This window comes from Janthinobacterium lividum (genome assembly GCF_034424625.1).
Classification (GTDB): Bacteria; Pseudomonadota; Gammaproteobacteria; order Burkholderiales; family Burkholderiaceae_D; genus Janthinobacterium; species Janthinobacterium lividum.
In genome coordinates this window covers 20,864-42,257 of the sequence record NZ_CP139977.1, presented here as the reverse complement: position 1 = coordinate 42,257, position 21,394 = coordinate 20,864, and the positions used below count along the sequence as shown (strand labels likewise).

Here is a 21,394-nt window from a genome sequence, read left to right as displayed (position 1 = left end):
ACAATCATTCCAATCCCCCCCCATACTGAAAATCATTGATGGCCCGTCCTTTACATCCGAAGAAAGAGATTGAGGAAGCTCTGAAGTACGGCGCAGAGTAGGGGGCGTGTAGAGGTTGTGGCGACCACGCTTGAGGGTGTATTTATTGCCCGTAAAACGACGAACAGTGCCGTTGTGGAGAGTTTTGCATCGCCTCGATATGGAATACACCCAAGAACCCCGATATTCACGCTCGCGCCTTGCGGCGCGTGGCGAACAATTGCACCACGCATCGTAAGCAGCATGAGACCGATGACGGAGCAAAGGAGTAGCACGATGGAACACACCCTCACATTGAAATACCAGCTTGCCGATGATGCTCACGGTTCGGATGTGCTGGTCGAACGCTTGGGCGAAGCTGGTTGCGACGATGCTATGGTAGGCATCGTGCAACCAGGGCGGTTGGTGCTAGAGTTCGCTCGCGAGGCGACGGATGCGGACGAGGCTGTGCGTAGCGCGCAGGCAGATGTACACCGTGCCACGCCGTCGGCACGGCTGATCGAAGTGACACCAGATCTGGTAGGGCTGACCGACGTGGCAGACATCGTAGGGGTGTCGCGGCAGAACATGCGCAAATTGATGTTGGCTCACCCGGGTAGTTTTCCTGCGCCAGTGCATGAAGGGAATGCGTCGATCTGGCACTTGGCGGACGTACTGACCTGGTTGCAGGCCAAGGGCAACTATGTGTTGGACAAAGACGTTTTTGACGTGGCGCGGGTGGCCTTGCCGGGCAATGTGGCGAAAGAGGGGTGGCGCTTGCCACGTTCTGCGTTCAAAGCGCTGGAAGCCTTGGTAGGATGACGCAGGTACGACAAGCCGATCATGAGTGACCACGATACTGGCACAACGCCGATAAAAATCGACAAAGTTCGAGCATCAAAGGCGGGCCATGCCTTTCATGAAGCTTGGGCGGCGCGTACCGCCCTTGAACTCCTGCCACCGCTGACAAACCTTACAGCGATCACGCTTGAAGGTTTCGACGCGCAGGACGAGCAGAGTTTGGAAATCGGCGCGGTCGAGATTGCTGATCTTGTTCGGTATTACGGCGCCACGGATGTTGCACAGGCGCATCGGGTCGAGGTTGTCCAGTTCAAGTACTCGATCGCGAGCGCCTCAAAGGCAGTTCGAGCTGCTGACCTGGCTTCAACTCTCTGCAAGTTTGCTGTAACCGATTCTGAGCTGCGGGCGACCCATGGCGATGACCACGTTCTTGCCGTAGTCCGCTATGAATTCGCGACAAACAGACCCATACACGAGAACTTGGGGAAAGCGATTTCTGCGTTCATCGCAGGCACGCAAGAATCCGGTGATATTGCTAGTCAAACAGGCCAGATCGCGGAAGCCATGAAAGACTATCCTCATCCATTTGCTGACCTGCTGCGACGCCTGGACTTGGTGGGCAGTCAGGGGAGCTTGACAGAGGCTGAGCGTGCGATTTCCACAACTCTTGCCGCATGGAGCGAACCAGGAGACCCTGATGCGGAGAAACGCCTGCTCAAGTTGCGGAACCTTATCAGGATCAAGGCCGGTCCCGGTAGCGAGACGGACAAACGAGTTGATCGGGTAGCGGTCCTAGCTGAGTTGGAAGTGGAGCACGAGGATCGGCTGTATCCCACCCCTGACGCGTTTCCCGAAGTTGAAATCGTCATTCAGCGCGACGTCCTTGGAGACATTGCAACCTTCGCTCGAGAAACGGGCCTTCCTCTCGTTGTCCATGCTGCGGGCGGGATGGGAAAGACGGTTCTGATGCAAGGCCTAGCCGACCGATTGCAAGCCGATGGCCCCGTGGTGCTCTTCGATGGTTTCGGCGCTGGTCGCTGGCGGGATCCTGCCGACGGCCGACATCTCCCGGAAAGAACGCTTGTCCATCTTGCCAACCTTATGGCCGGGCAAGGCCTGTGCGACATTCTATTGCCGGTAGTTGATGTAACGAGCTTGCTGAGAGCATTCCGCAGACGGCTTGCCCAGTCGGTGGAGACAGCTAGGCAAACTCGCAGCGATGCATGTGTTTCGCTGGTGCTGGACGCGATCGACCACGCTGGGCTTGCCGCGCGGGATACCGTGACATCATCGTTCGCACACCTTCTCATGCGTAGCATCAGCGTAGATCCGATCGACGGCGTACGCATCGTCGCATCGTGCCGAACCGAACGGCTCGCGCTGGCAACCGGTGGTGCTTCGCACCGACCTTACACCATCCCACTATTCACTAACTCCGAAGTACGCTCCCTTGTTGAGCGGCGCGTGCCGAATGCGTCGGCTCATGAGATTGCCGCTTTGCAGACTCGGTCGGGCCTTAACCCACGCTGTCTGGACAGCCTGATTACCACTGGGCGACCGTTTGATCCCGTGTCTTTCCCAGACACACCAGCAGAGCCGCAAGATTTGCTAAACGTGCTGATTCGCAAGCGCCTTACCGAAGCGCGCGAAACTGCACGCGCTCGCGGTGCAAGCGATGCAGACATTGATCTCTTGCTCACAGGCATTGCCTTGCTGGCGCCCCCTGTTCCTATTGCAGAGCTGGCGGCCGCACACGGCTTGATCGCGGAGCAGGTTGAAAGTTTCGCTGCCGACCTCGCCCCTTTGCTTGAGCGAACGCCCCACGGTCTGATGTTTCGAGATGAACCGACCGAGACCCTGATCCGATCGAGCTATGGCGCGAGCCAGGTTGACCGAGACCGCGTAATTGCCACACTCCAAGAACGCCAGCTCACTTCAAACTATGCAGCTCGGGCACTGCCTGCGTTGCTCACCTCCCTGTGCGATGCCGATCAGCTCATTGAACTGGCCTATGATCTGCGTGTGCCACGAGGTGCTTCACAGGTAAGCGCACGCGATATCCGTCTATCGCGGATCACCGCCGCGATAGCTTTGGCGGGAGAACTGAGCCGGCCCGACGATCTTCTGCGCCTGCTGTTGGAAGCGTCACTCGTTGCCGCGGGACATGAGCGATCTGACCGCTTCCTCTACGAACATCCTGACCTCACCGCAATAGCGGGTGACCCCGAAGCCTTGCGGCGTCTTTCCGCGACCAATGTTGGCTGGCCTGGGGGGAAACACGCTGCGCTTGCACTCGCGAACGCCTTCGCAGGCGACCGAGACGAGGCCCGCCGCCACGCACGGCGATCAATCGATTGGCACAATTGGGCCGCGCATAGTAAACGCAGTGAGCGCTTTAGCAAATCGAGTGCCTCAAGGCAGTGGGACGATATTGGCTTCGCCTATGTCGAGATGCTGGCGGGCAATGACGTGCGCGTTGCAGAGTTTTTCGCTCGTCAAGACGACGATGTGGCCTTCGGCAAATTTCTGAATTTGTTCGATCTTCTGGATCGACACCAGCGTTCGGCGCATCCACCCAAAACCCGCATCGGAATGCGGTTGTTGCGTTGTCGCCTGCCATCTCGCGCACTCTACTCTGCCGCGCTTTCATTCGTTGGTCGTGACTTATCCTACGCCAGAGGACTTGTCGCGGCACTTGCTGCAGCACCTTCTGCGAACGGCAAAAGCGAAGGCTTGGCAATGGCTAGTGTGCTGGCATCGGCACTTGCCATAGAGCTCGGTATGGAGAAAGAGGCGGCAAGCATCCTCGCTGGAACTGCACTTACACCGCCAAGCGTTTATGACTATTCCAGTCACTATCCGAGCGACCGTGCGATCCATGTGATCGTACTGGCCGCCGGTGTTCGAGCCGCTTTGAGCCGGAAGCGCCCCGTCCTAATTGACATAGCACCAGCGGAATTAATCGAGTTGGTGCCTGCAAGTGCTCGATCGCGGGACGCTGCGACCTTCAGCCGGGTGCTTAACCAGAAGCTAGCGGCTCCGAAATTCGATGGAACTCGACTCCGACGGAAGCGGCGGTGTGGTCTCGACGAGGAAAAACGCTCAGACTACTCGCGTGCGCTGGGCGACCGGATTCTTCCGATGCTGACCTATGCTCAGGATGTCGCCGACATCATTCGTCCGCCGAGTGGAAAGACACGAGATGAGATGGTTGTTGCAGCGTTCGAACGACTTATCCGTGATGTCGAGCAATCGTCCAACTATCCGTATCGTGATGGGAAGGCGTATCTCACACGGAACGGTTTCCGAGTGATTTTTGATCTTGCCGATGCGTTAGGTGCGTTCAATGCCTCGCTTGCGAAACGCATGGCCGACTGGATCGCGAGTGCGCCAGGCCTATTCACGCCGGAGCTGACCAATTCGATTGCTCGACTATCGCGCATCTCCCCGTGCCATGATGCTGCGCTCCTTCTTGCCGGTCTTGTCGAGCGTAAGATCCAGCTCGATACCGATGTCGGATCTAGAATATCATCCTACGGTGATCTCGCTCGCGCAGTCTGGCGAGTAAGCACTGAAGAGGCTGCGGCCTATTTTCGTCGTGCGCTTGATCTTGCCGAGGCAATTGGATCGGATGATTTTGATCGTACCAACCACTTGTTGGAGCTGACCGGCCGCTATTCGGGTCCTGAACTGCAGCCGGCGTCGGCGCACACCATGGCGCGTATCCTTGAGCTGAATCAGAACGAGGATGGCAAATTTCCTTGGACTGAATACGCGAAAACGATGGTACCGACTGCTGGTCGAGCGACGTTGGCTACGCTGGCACGACTGGACGATCGTGACGCGGCTAGGCTCGGACTGTCACTCGGTCCCGCGTTAACTATCCTCGTTCGTGATTCGAAGCTTTCGGTGGAAGCCGCCGTCGCGCTATTCGGCTTGGCTGCTCCAGTCGAAACGTGGACGTGGCACATATCAGACTTCGCGTCAGAAGTCATTCGCCGTCTACCTCAAAAACGATGGGAATGGTTCTTCGATTTCCTTCTGACCGAGATCGATCGTGAGGATCAACTGTCTCCCGCACGAGAGACCATCCAGCGGCTACATGACCTATGTGAGCAGGGTCTTCCTGCCACTTCTCATGCGCTATTACGAATCGAGGGCTTGCTTGCGCGCCTTGGCCCTCAATCAGAATCGCGAACAGTCATGCCTCCGTCAGCTGCGGCGAAGCCGCCGCCCGTCTTTCCTGCGGATCTCACGGACGCTGATGACATTGATCGTCAGATCCTTAATGAAGAAATTGACCAGTCAGGGCGGCGTTGGCCAGTTCGAACACTAATCGATTTGGCTAAGCAAGCGAACTCTCCCACCGAGCGCCTGGGGTTCGTCCGCGCAGTCGTTGAAACAACGGCCGCCACGCTTGTTGACAAAATCCACGCATTGGACGGCTACCTAGAGGAGTGGGGGAGGTCGTCAGCGGCTATGCGTGATGCTTTGCCTGACTTGGGGCTGCGCCTGGCCACCAAGCATGCCTCCGAACTTGCCAGTTCAAGCAACGACGCGTGGGGCGGCTGGCGGGGGCTGGAGCTGAGTTTTCATTCCAAACGGGCCACCCTTGTCGAGCATGTAGTTGCCGCGCTTAGGAGTACCTCGGACAGTCTTGGTGGTAATGCTTGGCTCGCGCTCGCCGCAAGACTGGCACCTGACGTCAGTGCCAGTGCTCTCGCGGAAGGCCTCGAACGGTTTCTGGCAAACACAGATGAAAAGTTGCCGTCCGAAGTTGGTGACGGACCGTGGAACGTGCGTTTTACAGTGCCGCCCGATGAGGCAACATTTGTAGCGGGATTCGTGTGGGCGAGGCTGGGCCACCCGGTCGCAGCAATGCGTTGGCGTGCCGCCCATGCTGTTCGGCGCTTGATGACGGCTGGCCGATCAGATGTGATTGATAGGCTGATTGACCGCTTCGGGGCAACTTCGAATTTGCCTTTCGGCGATGCGAAGCTGCCTTTCTACGTAATGCATGCGCAGCTCTGGCTGTTGATGGCGCTCGCCCGCATAGCGAAGGACGCCGCTACCGTATTTATACCCCATCGCGCATTTTTTGAACAGATCGTCTGTTCTACGAAGTTCCCGCACGTTGTCATGCGTGCGTTCGCGATAGACATACTTCGCGCGCTTGCGCCTGCACTCAGACCCGAAGAGCGCGAAGCTATGCTTGCTAAGCTTGGCTCCGCAAACCGGTCGCCCTTCCCATCAGCGCCTGGAACCGATTATCGTGAGTTCCGGTATGCAACCAGGCCCGGCTCCTCGCCGCGACCAGAAGATGGCTTTCACCTCGACTACGACTTCAACAAATATCAGGTCGAGCGTTTGTGCCACATCTTCGCTTGTCCAGGCTGGGAGGTGGAAGACCGCATCAGTGCGTGGGTGCGGCGTTGGGACGCAACCGTGCGAGGAATGTACGTTTGCCCACGCAGTAGAAGCAATGACGAATCCTGGTCTTCGGGGTATGTTCCAGACCGAGATAGGTATGGGGGATATCTCGGATGGCATGCACTTATGCTTGTTGCCGGCGAGTTGCTGGCGACACGGGCAATTGCAGGCGATGACTGGAACGGCGATGCTTGGGCCACGTTCCTGAGGGAATACACACTATCAAGAAACGATGGCCTCTGGCTTGCCGATCTCACCGATCCCTTTCCGCTCGACCTTACCAAGGAGCTGGACATGCCTATGCCGGAGAGTGGAGAGAGAAGCACCGTCCGCGAGGACAGCAATCTGCTAACACCGTTGCTCGGTTTGCAGGACGGTAAGGTGGCAGCCGACTGGCTTCAGATTGCGGGACGTTGGTCGATCGGGAGGGACACAACAGTCACGCTTCGAAGCGTAGTGGCGAATGCGAGTGATGCGCGAGCGGTGTCCATGACGGTGCTGTCATCTGAAGCATTCTTCAAATGGTTGCCTGACGATGAAGATGAGATTGTCCGTCACTTCGGCGGCGGCCACACGGTTCAGCCATGGGTGGAGACGACGCCAAACGCCGAGCGCCAACTTGATCGGCATGATCCTTATGGTGCCGCCACGGCACTCGACAGGCCTTTTCCGTCACAGTGGACGAGAGACCTGTTGGGTACAAGTGCGGACGATCAGGTGGGCCGCCGCTGGTCAATTGACGGGAGAACAGCGTATCGTGCCGAAGCCTGGGGTGCCGAGGGTGGGCGGGGGGACTATGCCTGGAGCGAGACTGGATACCGCTTGTTCATCGGTCGTGGCGAATTGCTTTCCCTGCTCAAGGTATCCGAGCGTAGCCTTGTCATCGTACTCACGCTCCAAAAATACCATAGAGGTAAGTCGAGCGGGCGTGCCGGTGACACCAGCAGCTTTACTAATCGTTCGCTGGTGGTCGTCATTGATGAGCGAGGCCAAATTTGGTCGCCGCGAGGCCTTTCTCGACAAGTTAAAGAAACCCTTGCAAAGATCGAGGCTGACCGGCGGCGCGATTTGTATCCGCGGTTCCGTGCGATCGCTGGCCTGCCTGATGAAAGGCTATCTCGGCGCAACGATCCACCGTTAAGCGAGGAGCAGTATCGATTAGATATCGAACGTCTATGGCCCGAATAACGGCATGGGCTCACTCCTCAATCGTGCCCGGCCGGCCAGGGCGAGTTTTTCGTAGGCTTACATCCGGTTTTGAAATGCCGGCGCGTCGGGATTGTTTGCGGACCTCGATCCACGCCTCCACTTAGGCAAAATCCCACACGACGCGGCGCGGCGTCAAGTTGAAGCGACGCGGGAACTCGCCGCGACGCTCCATTTCGTAGATCGTTGTTTCCGCCAGGGGGAGGATCTGTCGCAGTTCTTGGCGGCGGATGGTCCGACGGAAGGGAAGGACGCTGCGCTTTGGACATTGCAGTAGCGCCTCGTACGCATTCGTCCCGGGCTTGAGGGGGCTGATCGGCGTTAATGTTGGTCATACTGGATGCTGGCGGTAATTGCTTCATCTTGGGCTCCATCAGGATGTTGCATTGAGGCATGATGAGGTTCAGTACCTATCGAGGCAACTTGCTGGAGCGTAGAGCAGCGAAGCCTCTCGGCCGCCGAACGTATGAATAACTTACACTACTGCCAATATCTGGATATCCGTGACTCCTAATGAAGAAGACTGATAAAAAATTATTCGACAATGAAGCTGCAATGCAGCAATGGATTGAGGGTGTACTAGAGCATGACAATATGGCATTTGAAGCCTTAGTTAGTAATTCTCTCTACCTAGAAAATTTCAGGCCCAAAGGCTACGCGGAGGAAAAATTCGTCGAAAGCTATGAATTGGCATGGGGAGCGTTGACCTATGTGAAAATATTGACGGCGGACAGGAACATATCGCTGAAAAAGATGGAAGCCCTTAGGCCTGATTTCATCTTGTACGACCAAGAGAAGGAATCAATAATCATCGTTGAGTTGAAGAATCGCGTTCAAGCCACTCGGGAAGCTGGTACCGAAATTGGTGCCTATGCAGCTGCGATTCGAAAATATATGCCGCTACTTGCCGACAGCGACATAGTAAATGTCATAGTGTCAAGCGCTTGGCCACCACTATTAAGGCACTTCATCTTCAACGAAGTTGTCTGGCTGGGGCGTTCTGTCATTTGTATGGAACCATGGATAGAGAACGGGGAAAAGCGACTCCGAATAAAAGATATTCGATTCTTTACCGATACCGAACAAGCCGCCAAAATTCCGATGGATGCTCTTGGGGGGCACTTGATCGGGCTGGAGTGTTTAGGTCCGCAAGACGAATCGTTGTCAAGATATGTGCCTCGAATGCGTTTGGCGGGGATGGCAATGGCGCGAAAAGGAACAGCCCTACGGAGTCACGGCTTCGCCTTTCTATGGCAGACCGACAATGAGCATGTCCCCTATTGTTTCACGCTTGTAAATGCGGCACCGCTGCTGGACCTCGGACACCTAGCAGAGCAAGATCCTCCGTTTTCGCCCGTTAATGCGTTTGCTAAACGACTGCATCATATTGTTAAATACTATGATCCGGGAGGGCACACCCGATCTCTTTCGTTGATTGATAAGCACGCACGCATATTCATGAATCAGTGGTGCAAACCATCCAATGAAACATATTGTGACTGGGAATCACTTGAAGAGGATATTCGCGCTCACAAAGTAAAAATGCTCGGCTTTTACCCTTGGGGAGTATTTGCGGAAGCTTTTCATCGTAAATTGGCGCAGCGGATATCGAAAGGCCAACACGCTACTCATGACGACTGCAAAACTGGTTGGAAAGTTATCTCCGATCTGGTTGCTAGCTCCTAATTACTTTCCCAAGTGAATAAAGTAAGGGGGGATTGGACGCCTCAATGCCTGACATGGGCTCACACATTTATGTGTCGCTCGACCAACATGGCGAGATCGTGGTTCAACCTGCGCGCCGGGCATATGCCCCCGTCATCACGGTCGCCGCTTAGCCATCTTACGGCTGTTTGGCTTTGGCAAGCTTTGTGAGGTCGCTCGGCATCTTGCGTCGGCCTAGAACCTTCACGATCAGGACCAGCCGTGACTGGGATTCGCCATGGCGGCGAACGTGGCGCATCTCGAATAGGCATCGTCAGATGCGGGGTACTGTTACGGTTAGAGCTTGGTCCGCAATAGGATAGTAGAGTGAATTGCCACGAGTTCGCTAGACGCTCAAATTACCGCTTTTCGCAATTGAGCGGGCTGGGATGCTCATGATGACCAGTCCACCGCCAGCGCGTGGCCGAGCGCACGAAGCAGAAGACGGGCTAGTTTATCGTAGCCAACTGTGCCGCTATCGCGCGCAAAAGCAGGCGCACTGCTGCTGCCTCGATCGGATAAACGATCCTTCGCCGACAGTTATAGGCAGGGACGGTCCGCTTTTGCTAGCGCGCGGTAGGAGTTTTTGCAGGGCAGGGGAGATAGACAGGCCAGCCCCGATCTCGTCGGTGGATTAGGCTGCTACGCGATCGCACACCAGATGCTTCTCAGGACGCCCAGGCCTCAACACGATCATCGGCTCTTCTTCTTTCAAGAACCATGGATCAAGGATCATGAAAGTAAGCTACTGGCAGCGCCTCAGAGCGCTAATCGGCTCCATCCGCTTGCGCCCCGAAATCGACGTCGGGGAAGATCGACAAGTAGACTTCTACGTTTGACATGAAGTGTTGTGCTTAACGTTTACACCTCGGACAAGCGGAGCATTCGCGTTTCGTCTACTGGTAGGTCTGCGCCGTTGCCAGTGCGCACGGCCACAACGAATAGCTGTAGCAGGTCGTCCTTTGCTCGCTGCTTCGGCAGGGAGAAATAGTCGACGCCCCGCGGTGTTAGTACGTAACGGTCACCGACTTGTTGCAATCGCCCTTCCTTCTTGTGTTGCCTGAAATCCGCTCCGGGCCAGAGCCGAAACGCGCGTTGCGCTTGAACTGTACCGAGCTGAGCGATGATCAATGCTAAGAAATAGGCTCGCATGTTGTTCGAGAGAGCATTCGGGGCGGTCTTCAGGTACCAAAGACCTGTGAGGCCCGGTTTTTCCTGCGGAGGTACTACTGGTTCGACAGCGATTGACTTTATCTGATTCACGTAGTCCCGATCAATTTGTATTGAGCGCGAGGCAAGCTGCTCAATCCAGTTTCTGGCTTCCACGACGAGCAGGGGGGAGCGTGAGAGGATGGCGCATTCAATAAGTGTGCTTCTGGAACTCGAAGAAAGATTCGGTGAACCGACGACGACCGAACTTCCAAATGCGTATATCTTGGCATGAAGATTCGGACAGGAATAAAGCAATACGCCTTTGTCGAAAAGCCGCTCGACAACGAGTGCGCTGGTCTTGCCGGCTTGGATTGAAGCGGGAGATGCATCGAGCACGAGGGTATCGTTGGCCCGGAACTGGAGCTCGTCAACATTCGTGACGTAGGCGACCGCAGCAGTCATGCCAGTGGACTTAGCCGACTCAGACGCTAGAGTCGCCCAAATGTCTTGGCTTAACAGACTCAGGTTCGACATGGCAGTGACTCCCAATTGACGCCAAACGTTATCGTGCTAACCGGCGCGCGCTATCGCGTTCAGGTTGGATGAATGGTTCGGTGATTCACTAATACAAACTCAGAAATCCTTATTTGAGCTTTCACATTTTCCGACATAGCGACGAATGGGTTCTTTGCTGTCGGCCATCTCAAGTTCCCCAGTTGTACGATCAATGGATATATGCGTCCCAAGATCTCCGTCTACGGTTCCTTTGAAGAACCTACCATCAAGTTGACCACGAATAATCCATGTGGATAGGTCTTGAGTCTTGGTAACCCAGACCAAGGTCGCTGTCTGCCCATTCGCCGAAATAGTGATATGCGCGTCCATCGGATGGTTACCGTTGAAAATCATTGAGCATGACAGGCTTGCGGCTGGTTTCTCACTGCAGCCCACTGCAAGGGTGGCTATGATCAACACTATACATACAAGTCTTTGGCACATGTGGTCTAGCTCCCCGAAATGATGAAGTTCGCGAGGCTGGGTACAACCTGCTGAGATCAGTATATTTCAGGCAGCGCTACTGGGCGCGAATAATACTCTCGTACCTATAATCTACCGTCTGCTCAGGAAGCCAGCCAGCTTTCCAATAACAAGAACAACCGCATCAGAAAATGAAGTGGCGATCGGCTGCTATTGGCTGCGGACTCAATCTATCAACGGAACACTTTAACTTAAATGCATCGTTGCAGAGCGGAAATGATGCGAGAGATAGCTCGAATCGACTGCTCCGCGCACCGCGGAACCCGAGATTACCGTCACAAGGCGTTTTGCAGCGGGAACGTTAATGCGGGAACCCGCCGAAGCTCAGGCAGCTCTTGCTTGAGCGCGGCATGAGTCTCTGCAGGGCAGGGGAGATAGACAGGCCAGACCCGATCTCGTCGTTGGATCAGGCCGCTACGAGATCGCACACCTGGTGCTTTGCAGGACGCCCATGTCCAACATGATCCATCGGTTTTCATCTTTCAAGAACCATGGATCAGGGGAGCCTAAGCTACTGATGGCGATTCAGTCATCCGGCCAATGGGACGAGCGAACGCTGCACGATCCCAAGACACCCCCTGAAGATGCTGCAGCTGCGCATGCCGGGTTTAGGGTCCTGCCCATGCGTTGGGCCGCCGAACGGACACACGCGTGGATGGAACGCTGGTGCCGCAGAGTGACGCATCACGACCGCAAATTCACTGTTTCGGTAGCCTGGGTGTGGTTGGCTGAAGCACGTATGCTACTCAACAGACTCGCTTTTAAGCGTTGATTTCGTCTACACCCTCTAAGTAGAACCTAAAATCAGGAAAGCACGCCCATGAAACAGGATCATATACCTGAGTCCAGTCTGCGTCACTAGGCGGAACTGTCGTTGACTTCGCTTCAAGAACATGAAAAAACTAGACGCGATTCAGGAATAATGACTGTTGGCAATGCATACATATTATAATTGCGACACCTCTGAAATTTATATTTATAAAAATTTAATAGCAACGAAAGAAATTCATGGAAATAATATACATTTGGGTTAAAGAATACAAAAATTTGAAAGATTTTGAATTGAATCTTTCATCCACGGTTCAGTTTAAGTACAGCAAAGAAAAGAATTCTGTTCAACGAATAGGGACAAAAAAAATACCAGCAAATTTTTTTCCCTACAACGTAACTGATGTCGTAGCCCTAATTGGAAAAAATGGCTCTGGAAAAAGTAATGCATTGGAATTGATTTGCAATTCATTAAAAGGATCAAAAACATCGATATTGCAGGATTTTTTTGTCATAACAAAGCAGAGTGGCAAGAAAAGATATATCGGATACTACAACTTTACATCGCCGACACCTCCAACTTCGAGGTGCGTAGATTTTGAAGAACACCGAGGCAATATATCCTCATTAGACGTCGTATTTTTTTCCAATGTCAATGATCAGAGGCGTAATAATTTCAGTAAAGAAGTCTTCGATCTTTCTGAAAATTCAAAAAATCTTCGCTCAGCACTTCGATGGGATTTGGATTTTTCAAAACAAATTTCGTTTCTTGAATCTCCTTATTTCAGTGAATTGGAAATAGAAGAGCCGATCGCAGCTCATATCACTGTAAACGTATTCAACACATTTACAGGTATACGTCAAAACCTTCTGTCATCAAAAAATCTATCGGAACTACATAAATTTATCCGTCGCCGAACTAAAGATTTGCAACCTAGGACCAGATTTGCGCTGTTGTCCCAATACTTATACTATGTTGGATTTTTAAATGCTTACTTAGGTAGTGTGAGATTTTCAGATCGTGGTGAGAATCACTTAGTTGATCTTGACTTTGATGTCGGTTACGTCATGGACAGATTTACTTCGACTGAGGAAGTTCTGGCAGAATTAATACGTGAATTAAAAAAAAGATGTATGAAGTTTGGGATTTTTAAGAGTGAGAAATTTGATATATTTTCACACCCACGCCTTGCCGACGGGATCCTGCTTAAGCAACAATTTGATTTCATTGAGAATCTTCCAGCAATGTGTTCGGACTTAGACATGGAATATTCAAGCGATGCAATTCGAGAAAGGTCGCAACAAAGTTTTATCATAAGATATAGTGGGTATAGCAGGAATTTTCTGCAAAGCTATGCTGCAAATATGAGCTTCATAAGATTTATCAACTTAGATTGGCTTGGATTGAGTTCAGGCCAAAAAGCATATCTCAATCTATTTTCAACTCTTACTTCCGCTTTGGATAAGGTTGCTGAGGATAACGTAATCCTTTTAATTGATGAGGGAGATCTATATCTGCATCCGAAATGGCAGGTTGATTTTTTATATCGCCTACTCACAATATTGTCAATAGCTACTAATCGAAAGATTCAATTAATTTTAACATCCCATTCACCTTTACTCATATCTGATCTACCAAGGCAAAATATCGCGATACTGGGTGATCGCGAATCTGATGCACAAAATTTCAACCACTCGCTGGAGACTTTTGGTGCTAACTTGTACGATTTATATGCAGGTCCTTTATTCTTAGAAGGCATGACCAGTGGTTTATTTTCATCTCTGAAAATTCGGGATTTCATGAAACTCTTGGACAATAAAAGCTACACAGCTATTGAAAAAGAATACATCGAAGATTTTCTAAATATACTTGGGGATAAAATATTTAAATTTAAATTCGAAGAAATTTACAATAATAAGAATGTTAATAGCCTTAAGGAAATATTTAATCGTGATTAAAATTCTTGAACATTTGAGCAATACCACGGTTAATCCCCAGAAATACCTCGAAACTCAGGCCGACAATTATTGGAATTCTTTAAACCCACAAACCGCTGGGATTTATTCGGAAAAGTCACTAATTTCGGTTGTGAGGAAATATCGAGAAAAATCCAAGAACTTAGATCAAGAATATCTGGGGAAATATGCGAGAAAGAGTGCGAAGATTGCAGGGGAACAATGTGCATTCTTTGATTTTCTTTTGAGTGATAATGAAAAAAATTTAAAGCTGATTATCGTTTCCGCCCCTGATGAGTTAAATTTGATGCGATTAGAGATAATTAAAAATTCTCCGGCCAATTTATTTTGCACCAATGGAGTGAAGGGTAGAAAGAAAAATAAATTTGGCGCATTGATTTCTGAGGAAATATTTAACTATACGAAATACCGAAGCTCAAAATTTTGCATCGACCTATTAGATAAAATTACGCAGCCTACGACCTATTGTCCATATTGTGGAGAGCTTCCAATTAAGGTTGTGCCGGTAGATCCAGGTGCTCAAAAAGTAAGCAAAAGGGCATTGTTAGACTTGGATCATTTTTTTTCGAAAGTGACTCATCCCTATTTTTCCACTTCAATATTTAACCTGATTCCTTGCTGTGGAATATGTAACTCTCGATACAAAGGGGCAAAGCAGTTTGATCTCGCCACTCACATTAATCCGTATAGCGATTCCTTTGATTCATACTTTCAATTTGAATTGTCAACTGACATTTCTGGAAAGAGAATTGTAGAAATAAAAGAAAAATCTGCTGCAGGGAAAATGAATGCGGTTGTGGATTTTGGATTGCCAGGAAGATATATTGCAGACCATAAGTTATTAGAACTGGAACGGGAGTACCGTGGGCTAAAAAGACATGATTCGCGTGAATTGAGCTGGGGCGTTCGAATGATCTTAAAAGATGTTCCATTAGACTCAAGGAAAATCCTTGCTGAGTATCACGGGAAAGCTAAGCGCGATATATTAAAATTCCTTGATATGGCAGATAAAGTATTTAATAATCATCTCTTTTAGTTGTAAATTAGTCAATAATTCCATGTGTAGCTAAATCTTGTACCAATTTTCAATTCCAATTCAGACTTTTCATCTTATTTCTAAATTTTCTGAATAATTTTTCCACTATTGCAATTTTATATAACCATCTTGAGCGCGGGGGAGTCTATGCAGGACAGGGGCGATAGACAGGCCAGAGTCGATCTCGTCGTTAGATGAGGCAACTACGAGAATGCGTACCAGGTGCCTAACAGGACACCCAGGCCTTAACACGATCCATCTTTTTTCATCTTTCTAGAACCATGGATCAGGAGAGTCTAAGCTGCTGGTGGCGATTCATACATCGCGAGCACGAAACCCGGTGCAACCACGCCAACGGGCTTTTGGCACACTAAAGTCCGAGCGATGCTACTGCACATGGATCGTGTTGTGACGCCAGAATGGACGTGAGCCGGCGAAACGGCGCAAGCGGAGGATATTAAAAATATGACAGCGAAAAAAACTGGAGCGCCAGGGACGAAGTGACCTACCTGGCTGGTATACAGAAGTACTGGATCGGCTATCTGTTGAGCTTATTCGGGAAGACGATGCTCCTCCTTGGAGGAGTTGTCTGCGCGGCAGCGAGCGTCGCTATTTGGCTTCCTTGGATTCTTAGCCGTCTTGGAGCATGACGGTTGTGCACTGCCGGAGGGGTGTCGCGCGCGAAAAAAAAGCGACCACTGGCCACTTCATCATGCTGGCTTGGGCTTCCGGACGCTGGAAAATTCTGGAATTTCGATCGAAGACGGTCCGAACACGCCCGAACGGGCGGCCCGGCTGATGGCTTTGCCACCCAGCGTGACCCGGATCCGGCCCTGGGATGGCTTGACTTCACCGATGATCGGAGTACGCATGGAAGCGACCTTGGCGCGGCGAGCAGCCGCTGCCAATTTGTAGGCACTGTTTTGGGTGGGAGGCGTTTTCTTCAAAGCGGTCATGGTTCAATCTCCGGCAGGGGGGAGTGATTGATACAGGTAGTTTAGCAGAATCGTCCAACTTCGACTGTTGGCGCTCAAGTCAAAGCGCATATCCCGGCCCCGGCCGTGTACATTCCACCAGTCTTGGTCCACAGCAATAACCTCCTGGACAGTCCGGCAAGCACGCAGGGGCTCGGATGGTGCCATGTTTAGTTCGGCAGGTTCGAGTGGCGCGTCAAACCCGAATTTCGGCCACACAGCGAATCCAACGAAACCGTCCGGGTCGTCTGGATCGATCGGTCCGTTTCCAGCTGCGAAAAGCGAAATGTGGCCAAAGCCTAGCCGGTAAGCCGAGATAGCCATCAGGCCGAATGCAACCGTGGCCATGCGTTCAGGCGCGTCGACGGCGAGTATCAGTCGGCGGATATAGAGCGCGTCGACGCGCAGGGATGCACCCTCGTCATCCCTGTAGGCGATGACACTGGTTTTCTCGTCTTCGGCCATGAAGAGGTTGTTCGACACGACCTCCAAGCCGGCAGGCGCCTCGCCGTGCTCCCTTACTTCGAGCGCCCATACAATGGAGCCATCCGGGATCATGAACAGCCTGCCGGTCTCAGATTCGTCGAGGTCCAACCTGGCGCCGTCGAGTTGATCGATAGTGATTCCCTCGAGGCGGGAAACGCCATCGCGTTGATACAGCTCGCCCTGAAAATAGTCGCGGGCAATCTTCTGCCCGGCAAGAAGGGTTTCTGCAGGGGTCAAGTTGTCGCGGTCGAAGGGATCGTTCGCATTCATCGAGGCATTGTACTGAGATCGGCAGGCGTCCAGTCAATATATTGGAATCCCGATTAAGCCAGGGGGCGGCTCTACCGGTAATCCCCCAGTCTTAGAGCGCGCTAAAGGTAGAGGTTAAGCGGCCGTGGCAAGCTTCTGTTTTAGCGTAATACCGTCCGCCGGCCGTGATCGCAAGTCCACCTCCAGCGCGCAAAGCCCCCCGATCTGGCCGAGCGCACGAAGCAGATGACGGGCTAGTTTATCGTAGCCAACTATGCCGTCATAGCACACAGAAACAGGCGCTCTGCTGCTGACCCATTTAGATATGCAGTTCTTCGCCGTCGGTGATTAAGGGGGACAAGGCTAGACGCTTTGTTGCAATGTGACCGACCAAGGTGTTGGCGAACAGCATGACGAGAATCTCAAGTTCATTCTGCGAGCACGCTTAGGACTTCCCCTTGAAGGCGCAGAATCCCGGGCAAGTCTTTATAGTTCGCGGCTAAACCGATTACTTCGGTCAAATATGCCTTATTCGACCCAACTATGTATCGATTAGCCTGCAAGAAGGCGAGTATCGAAATTTTCGTCGAAATGATGGGCTCAAGGGAACTGAAATCTCGCGAGCGATACCCTCCGATAAGCAGTTTCGAGTTCGTTAACGGGAAGATAAATGGGGCTGAAAATGTCAGGATGTCATTTGGCTGAGAAAAAATAAAAGGAGCATCCGTGCAAAGATGATTTGACCATCCACTTTCAGGCGCTGCCTCAAGGATTTTCCACTCCATATGGTCTGGAATCGGTCGATTTAAATCAAATGTAGTCATTGGAAGCAAAAATGCCTTTGCAAATTTTCGGTACCCCTCGTCACTTTGTAGAAGCTTGTACATCTCACTGGGAGATAATGGTGGAACAGTAATCGTACACATGTGCGCGACCTGCTCGATCGTGCGCGATTTCAGGAATTCATTCGCAAATTGATCTAGCCGAGGCAGCCGCCAAAACTGGAGAGCCATGTGAAACTTCAGTAAGCGAACGCCATCTGGATTTAGCAGAGTTTTCATTGACGCCCCGTTCCGAATCAACTTAAATAACTCTGATAGGGAAGCCTCTATGCGTGAAAATTGTTGTTCGATAATGTCCGTTGTTTGTCCACGATACTTGATATTGTTTCGCTTAGGTTCAAAGAAAACAATCGCTGGGGTCTGTGGCGACTTCTTGAATTTTCCAATTCTCTTGTCGTAAACGTCGAACGTACCGTCATCACGACAAAAGCCCTTTAGGTAAAACTGCGGAATGTAGTGATGATTAATTGAGCCATTGTGTGGAAACATTTCGTAAAATTCCTAAATTGAAGTCGGAGAGTTCGGCTCACTGATCATCATTTTAATATGCTTAGCGTGCGCGTGTTAGTGATAGTTTTAAAACTTCATAGCAACTTTCAGGTCAAAGCATCTTTGATGTTTTGGAGGGGTTTGAATCGCCACGATTGCTGTAGGCACTTTGTTGCCATAATTAATTGCGAAGGTGCACTCGTTAGTGAAAATTCCGGCTCTTCGTATCCAGCTGTCCAAGCAGATGTGAGCAATCGACCAGCCGCTTGGCAATCAGGTTGCGCACGCCACTCTTCGATTGCGAGATGCCGTACACCCCCAAGAGTGAGGCATTCATCAGTTCGGCCCGCTGCTTTTCCACCAGCGTGGGCCAGACAATGATGTTGATGGTGCCAAATTCATCTTCCAGGGTGAGGAAGATCCCCCCCTTGGCCGTTTCCGGCCGCTGCCTTACCGTGACGATGTCGTAGCCCCTGGCCAGCTGGGCATCGCTGAAGGTGTCCAGGATGTCCGACGGCACAAAGCGCATCTTGTTGATGCGCTCGAGCAAGAGAGCGAGTGGGTGACGGGCTAGCTTATCGTAGCCAACTGTGCCGCTATCGCGCGCAAAAGCAGGCGCACTGCTGCTGCCTTGATCGGATAAACCATACTTCGCCGGCAGTTGCGGCTAGGGAAGGCCTGCTTGTGCTAGTGCGCGGTGGGAGTCTCTGCAGGGCAGGGGAGATAGACAGGCTAGACCCAATCTCGTCGTTGAATCAGGCAACTACCCCTGTGCCGGCAAACCACACGGCAGGTGGCTTAGTTTAACCGGTCGCCGGACCGTTGCTTGATTGCTGAACACCATTTGTGTCAGCAGTCATTGGCATTTGGCGCGGGAAGGTTGTCCAGTGCGTCGCCAGAGGCGTCCGTACTATGCGTGAGGATGGCACTCGTCTTTACTTTAGTCCTTCAAAGGCGGTTGGGACAGGGGCGCTGAATTCCTCGGACGCGGCGGGTCGCGAGGACTCGGCGATGTGAGCCGCCAAACCAGTCTGAGTTGGTGCGATGTGGTCAGCCAACACGTGGTGGTCTGGATAGTCGCCACTGCTCTGTTGACGGAAAGCAATCGGTACGTCCTCGAACAGTCGCTTCACTCGGATGCGCCAGGCCATAGTTGCTTCAGCAATGCCGTTGCCATCGATTCGAGCAGTCCCATATACCGCGAATGTGGGTAGCACCTGCATGCCGGGAAAGAACAAAGTGCCGTGCGTGATTGGAAAGAGCAGCTGCTCCAATGGCCCATTGATGCCACGGGAAGAATAGTCGTCCGCCGGCCCACCAACTGACACCGCCAGCAGTGCGCGCTTTCCGGCAAAGCCACCCTCACCGTAACGATAGGCATTGCCAGCCCCTTTGTAGCCGTAGGCCAAACCAAAGGCCCACACGCGATCTATCCACCCCTTCATGATTGCGGGCATGCTGAACCACCATAGTGGGAACAGCAGAATCACCGCATCCGCCGCCAGGATCTTTCGCTGCTCTTCTTCGACGTCGGGAGTCTGGCAACCGTTGGAAAAGGCCTATCCAGATTCGTCAATGAAAGACAGGCGCTTCTGGTTAACTCGTTTGGGAAAGTCCTGGCCGTCAAACACTGCCTTCCATCCCATGGCGTATAGGTCCGATTGCATTACCTTGTGGCCTTGAGCCTTCAGTACCTCGGCAGATATCTCGGCAAGTTGACACGTTACGGATGTCTGTTCGGGATGAGCATGGACGATAAGAATTTTTCTATTCGTTGACTGCATGGCGTGGCTTTCACAGAGTATTGAGAGTGGAGACAGTTTGCATTGCCTCAAGGTATCTGTGAAATCAAAAAAATTTTCTGCTACTATCCATTTCATGGATAGCAAAAAGCGTTTGGACCTCAATCTCCTGGTCACACTGGAAACCCTTTTGGTTGAACAAAACGTGACCCGCGCGGCTGAGCGCCTGTACCTTAGCCAGCCAGCAGTTAGCGCACAATTGAGCCGCCTGCGCGAACTGTTCGATGACCCTTTACTGATACCAGTGCAACGTGGCATGCTGCCAACTGCCAAGGCTCTCGAACTGCTTGATCCGCTTCGCCACGCGTTAGATCAGGTGCGCGCCACATTGACTGGACACCGCCACTTCGATCCGATAAAGGCCCGACTTACCGTTACCATCGCTTGTACAGACTACCTGCAGAAGACGGTGATCCAGCCATTGGTAGTTGCGCTGCGAAAGCGTGGGCCCGGTGTGCGATTTGCTTTGCGCCATCTTGATCCGTTACAGTTGGAAGTGCAGATGGCTAGCGGCGAAGTGGACCTGGCGCTGATGACACCCGAGCATGCTCCGGTCAGTTTACGCAGCCGGCATCTGTTTGACGAGCACTATGTGCTCATCGGCAGACATAGGCATCCCGGACTGCGACGAGGACTTTCTGTTGAACAGTTCGCACGACTGGACCACGTTATCGTCTCGCTGCGTGGGGGCGACTTCACGACGCCTGTGGACGACGGACTCGCAGCGCTAGGCTATAAGCGTAATGTTGTGCTTTCAGCGGCGTCGTTCCTGCTCGTACCTGAAATCGTCGCGCACTCTGACTTTGTCGCCCTGGTACCGGAACGACTGGTGCGTAATTGCGGCGAAGTGCTCAAGGTGGTCGGATGTCCTTTCCCTGTGCAGGGCTTCGCCGTAAGCATGCTGTGGCATGAGCGCAACCATGACCACAGCGGACAACGCTGGGTACGCGAAGCTGTCATTGATCTGATGGGCAAACTGTAATCTAAAAAGGGTTATAGTTTTTCAGATGATTTTTCGCCCTCGCGTGGATCGCAGTTCACACGATATTTGAATCGCTACGAGTTTGCCAGACGCTCTTCAGATGCTCAAAATACTGTTCTCGCAATTGAGCGATCTGGGAGTCACGTGATGAGCACTCCACTACCAGCGTGCAAAATCCTCGACTTCATCGACCACTTCAAGCAGATTATGGGCCAGGCTGTCGTAGCCAACTTTGCCCTTAGCGCGCTCAGAAGAGGGCACTTTGCCGCTGCCTCGATCGGATATGCCATCCTTCGCCATCCATTATGGCGAGGGAAGATCTGCTCTTGTTTGAGTGCGGCATGAGCCTCTGCAGGGTAGGTGGGATAGACAGGCCAGACCCGATCTCGTCGTTGGGTCAGGCAGCTACGAGATCGCGTACCAGGTGCCTAGCAGGACAC

General features: G+C 52.2%; 11 protein-coding genes and 3 pseudogenes. 7 read left to right on the top strand and 7 right to left on the bottom strand.

The features are described 5' to 3' along the window. Positions 1-38 precede the first annotated feature (38 nt). From U0004_RS28660 to U0004_RS28650, 3 genes and pseudogenes are all read left to right on the top strand, one after another. A pseudogene (locus tag U0004_RS28660) lies at positions 39-311 on the top strand (hypothetical protein). Between the two features lie 4 nt (positions 312-315). Further along, positions 316-840: a helix-turn-helix transcriptional regulator gene (locus tag U0004_RS28655; protein ID WP_070258315.1), complete on the top strand. Its 525-nt coding sequence runs from the start codon at positions 316-318 to the stop codon at positions 838-840. Positions 841-861: 21 nt separating this feature from the next. Continuing rightward, on the top strand, positions 862-7,437 hold the full coding sequence (locus U0004_RS28650) for a hypothetical protein (protein WP_070258275.1): 6,576 nt from the start codon (positions 862-864) through the stop codon (positions 7,435-7,437). A 10-nt stretch (positions 7,438-7,447) separates the two neighbouring features. Here U0004_RS28650 and U0004_RS28645 read toward each other — a convergent pair. Beyond that, positions 7,448-7,790 (bottom strand): annotated as a pseudogene (locus U0004_RS28645) (helix-turn-helix transcriptional regulator). 178 nt (positions 7,791-7,968) lie between these two features. Between U0004_RS28645 and U0004_RS28640 the strand changes: the two are divergent. After that, on the top strand, positions 7,969-9,141 hold the full coding sequence (locus U0004_RS28640) for a hypothetical protein (protein ID WP_139144237.1): 1,173 nt from the start codon (positions 7,969-7,971) through the stop codon (positions 9,139-9,141). Between the two features lie 879 nt (positions 9,142-10,020). On the opposite strand, the gene U0004_RS28635 is transcribed toward U0004_RS28640, so the two are convergent. After that, positions 10,021-10,845: a phospholipase D-like domain-containing protein gene (locus tag U0004_RS28635; RefSeq protein WP_070258279.1), complete on the bottom strand. Its 825-nt coding sequence runs from the start codon at positions 10,843-10,845 to the stop codon at positions 10,021-10,023. A 1,512-nt stretch (positions 10,846-12,357) separates the two neighbouring features. Between U0004_RS28635 and U0004_RS28625 the strand changes: the two genes are divergently transcribed. Further along, complete coding sequence (locus U0004_RS28625; RefSeq protein ID WP_071653724.1) at positions 12,358-14,076, top strand: AAA family ATPase; 1,719 nt, start codon at positions 12,358-12,360, stop codon at positions 14,074-14,076. Then, entirely contained in the window at positions 14,069-15,130 is a 1,062-nt protein-coding gene (locus U0004_RS28620; protein ID WP_139144238.1) for a hypothetical protein, read from the top strand. Before U0004_RS28625 ends, U0004_RS28620 begins: the two co-directional genes overlap by 8 nt. A gap of 710 nt (positions 15,131-15,840) precedes the next feature. Here the strand turns inward: U0004_RS28620 and U0004_RS28615 are convergent. The 5 genes and pseudogenes from U0004_RS28615 to U0004_RS28595 form a co-directional block, all read right to left on the bottom strand. After that, a complete protein-coding gene (locus U0004_RS28615) occupies positions 15,841-16,086 on the bottom strand; it encodes a hypothetical protein (RefSeq protein ID WP_070258283.1) in 246 nt (81 codons plus the stop codon). Between the two features lie 3 nt (positions 16,087-16,089). Next, on the bottom strand, positions 16,090-16,860 hold the full coding sequence (locus tag U0004_RS28610) for a hypothetical protein (protein WP_070258285.1): 771 nt from the start codon (positions 16,858-16,860) through the stop codon (positions 16,090-16,092). 407 nt (positions 16,861-17,267) lie between these two features. Then, positions 17,268-18,170: a DUF4238 domain-containing protein gene (locus U0004_RS28605; protein ID WP_070258287.1), complete on the bottom strand. Its 903-nt coding sequence runs from the start codon at positions 18,168-18,170 to the stop codon at positions 17,268-17,270. 202 nt (positions 18,171-18,372) lie between these two features. Continuing rightward, entirely contained in the window at positions 18,373-18,720 is a 348-nt protein-coding gene (locus U0004_RS28600; RefSeq protein WP_070258289.1) for an OB-fold nucleic acid binding domain-containing protein, read from the bottom strand. Between the two features lie 385 nt (positions 18,721-19,105). Continuing rightward, positions 19,106-19,954 (bottom strand): annotated as a pseudogene (locus U0004_RS28595) (NAD(P)H-dependent oxidoreductase). A gap of 94 nt (positions 19,955-20,048) precedes the next feature. On the opposite strand from U0004_RS28595, the gene U0004_RS28590 reads away from it, so the two are divergent. Beyond that, positions 20,049-20,954, top strand: a complete 906-nt coding sequence (locus U0004_RS28590) for a LysR family transcriptional regulator (protein WP_115057682.1) — start codon at positions 20,049-20,051, stop codon at positions 20,952-20,954. Positions 20,955-21,394 lie beyond the last annotated feature (440 nt).

Bases quoted from the DNA above. Each gene is read 5' to 3' on its own strand.
- U0004_RS28615 (WP_070258283.1), bottom strand. From the start codon at position 16,086: ATGACCGCTTTGAAGAAAACGCCTCCCACCCAAAACAGTGCCTACAAA.
- U0004_RS28590 (WP_115057682.1), top strand. From the start codon at position 20,049: ATGGATAGCAAAAAGCGTTTGGACCTCAATCTCCTGGTCACACTGGAA.
- U0004_RS28655 (WP_070258315.1), top strand. From the start codon at position 316: ATGGAACACACCCTCACATTGAAATACCAGCTTGCCGATGATGCTCAC.
- U0004_RS28640 (WP_139144237.1), top strand. From the start codon at position 7,969: ATGAAGAAGACTGATAAAAAATTATTCGACAATGAAGCTGCAATGCAG.
- U0004_RS28610 (WP_070258285.1), bottom strand. From the start codon at position 16,860: ATGAATGCGAACGATCCCTTCGACCGCGACAACTTGACCCCTGCAGAA.
- U0004_RS28635 (WP_070258279.1), bottom strand. From the start codon at position 10,845: ATGTCGAACCTGAGTCTGTTAAGCCAAGACATTTGGGCGACTCTAGCG.
- U0004_RS28650 (WP_070258275.1), top strand. From the start codon at position 862: ATGAGTGACCACGATACTGGCACAACGCCGATAAAAATCGACAAAGTT.
- U0004_RS28625 (WP_071653724.1), top strand. From the start codon at position 12,358: ATGGAAATAATATACATTTGGGTTAAAGAATACAAAAATTTGAAAGAT.
- U0004_RS28605 (WP_070258287.1), bottom strand. From the start codon at position 18,170: ATGTTTCCACACAATGGCTCAATTAATCATCACTACATTCCGCAGTTT.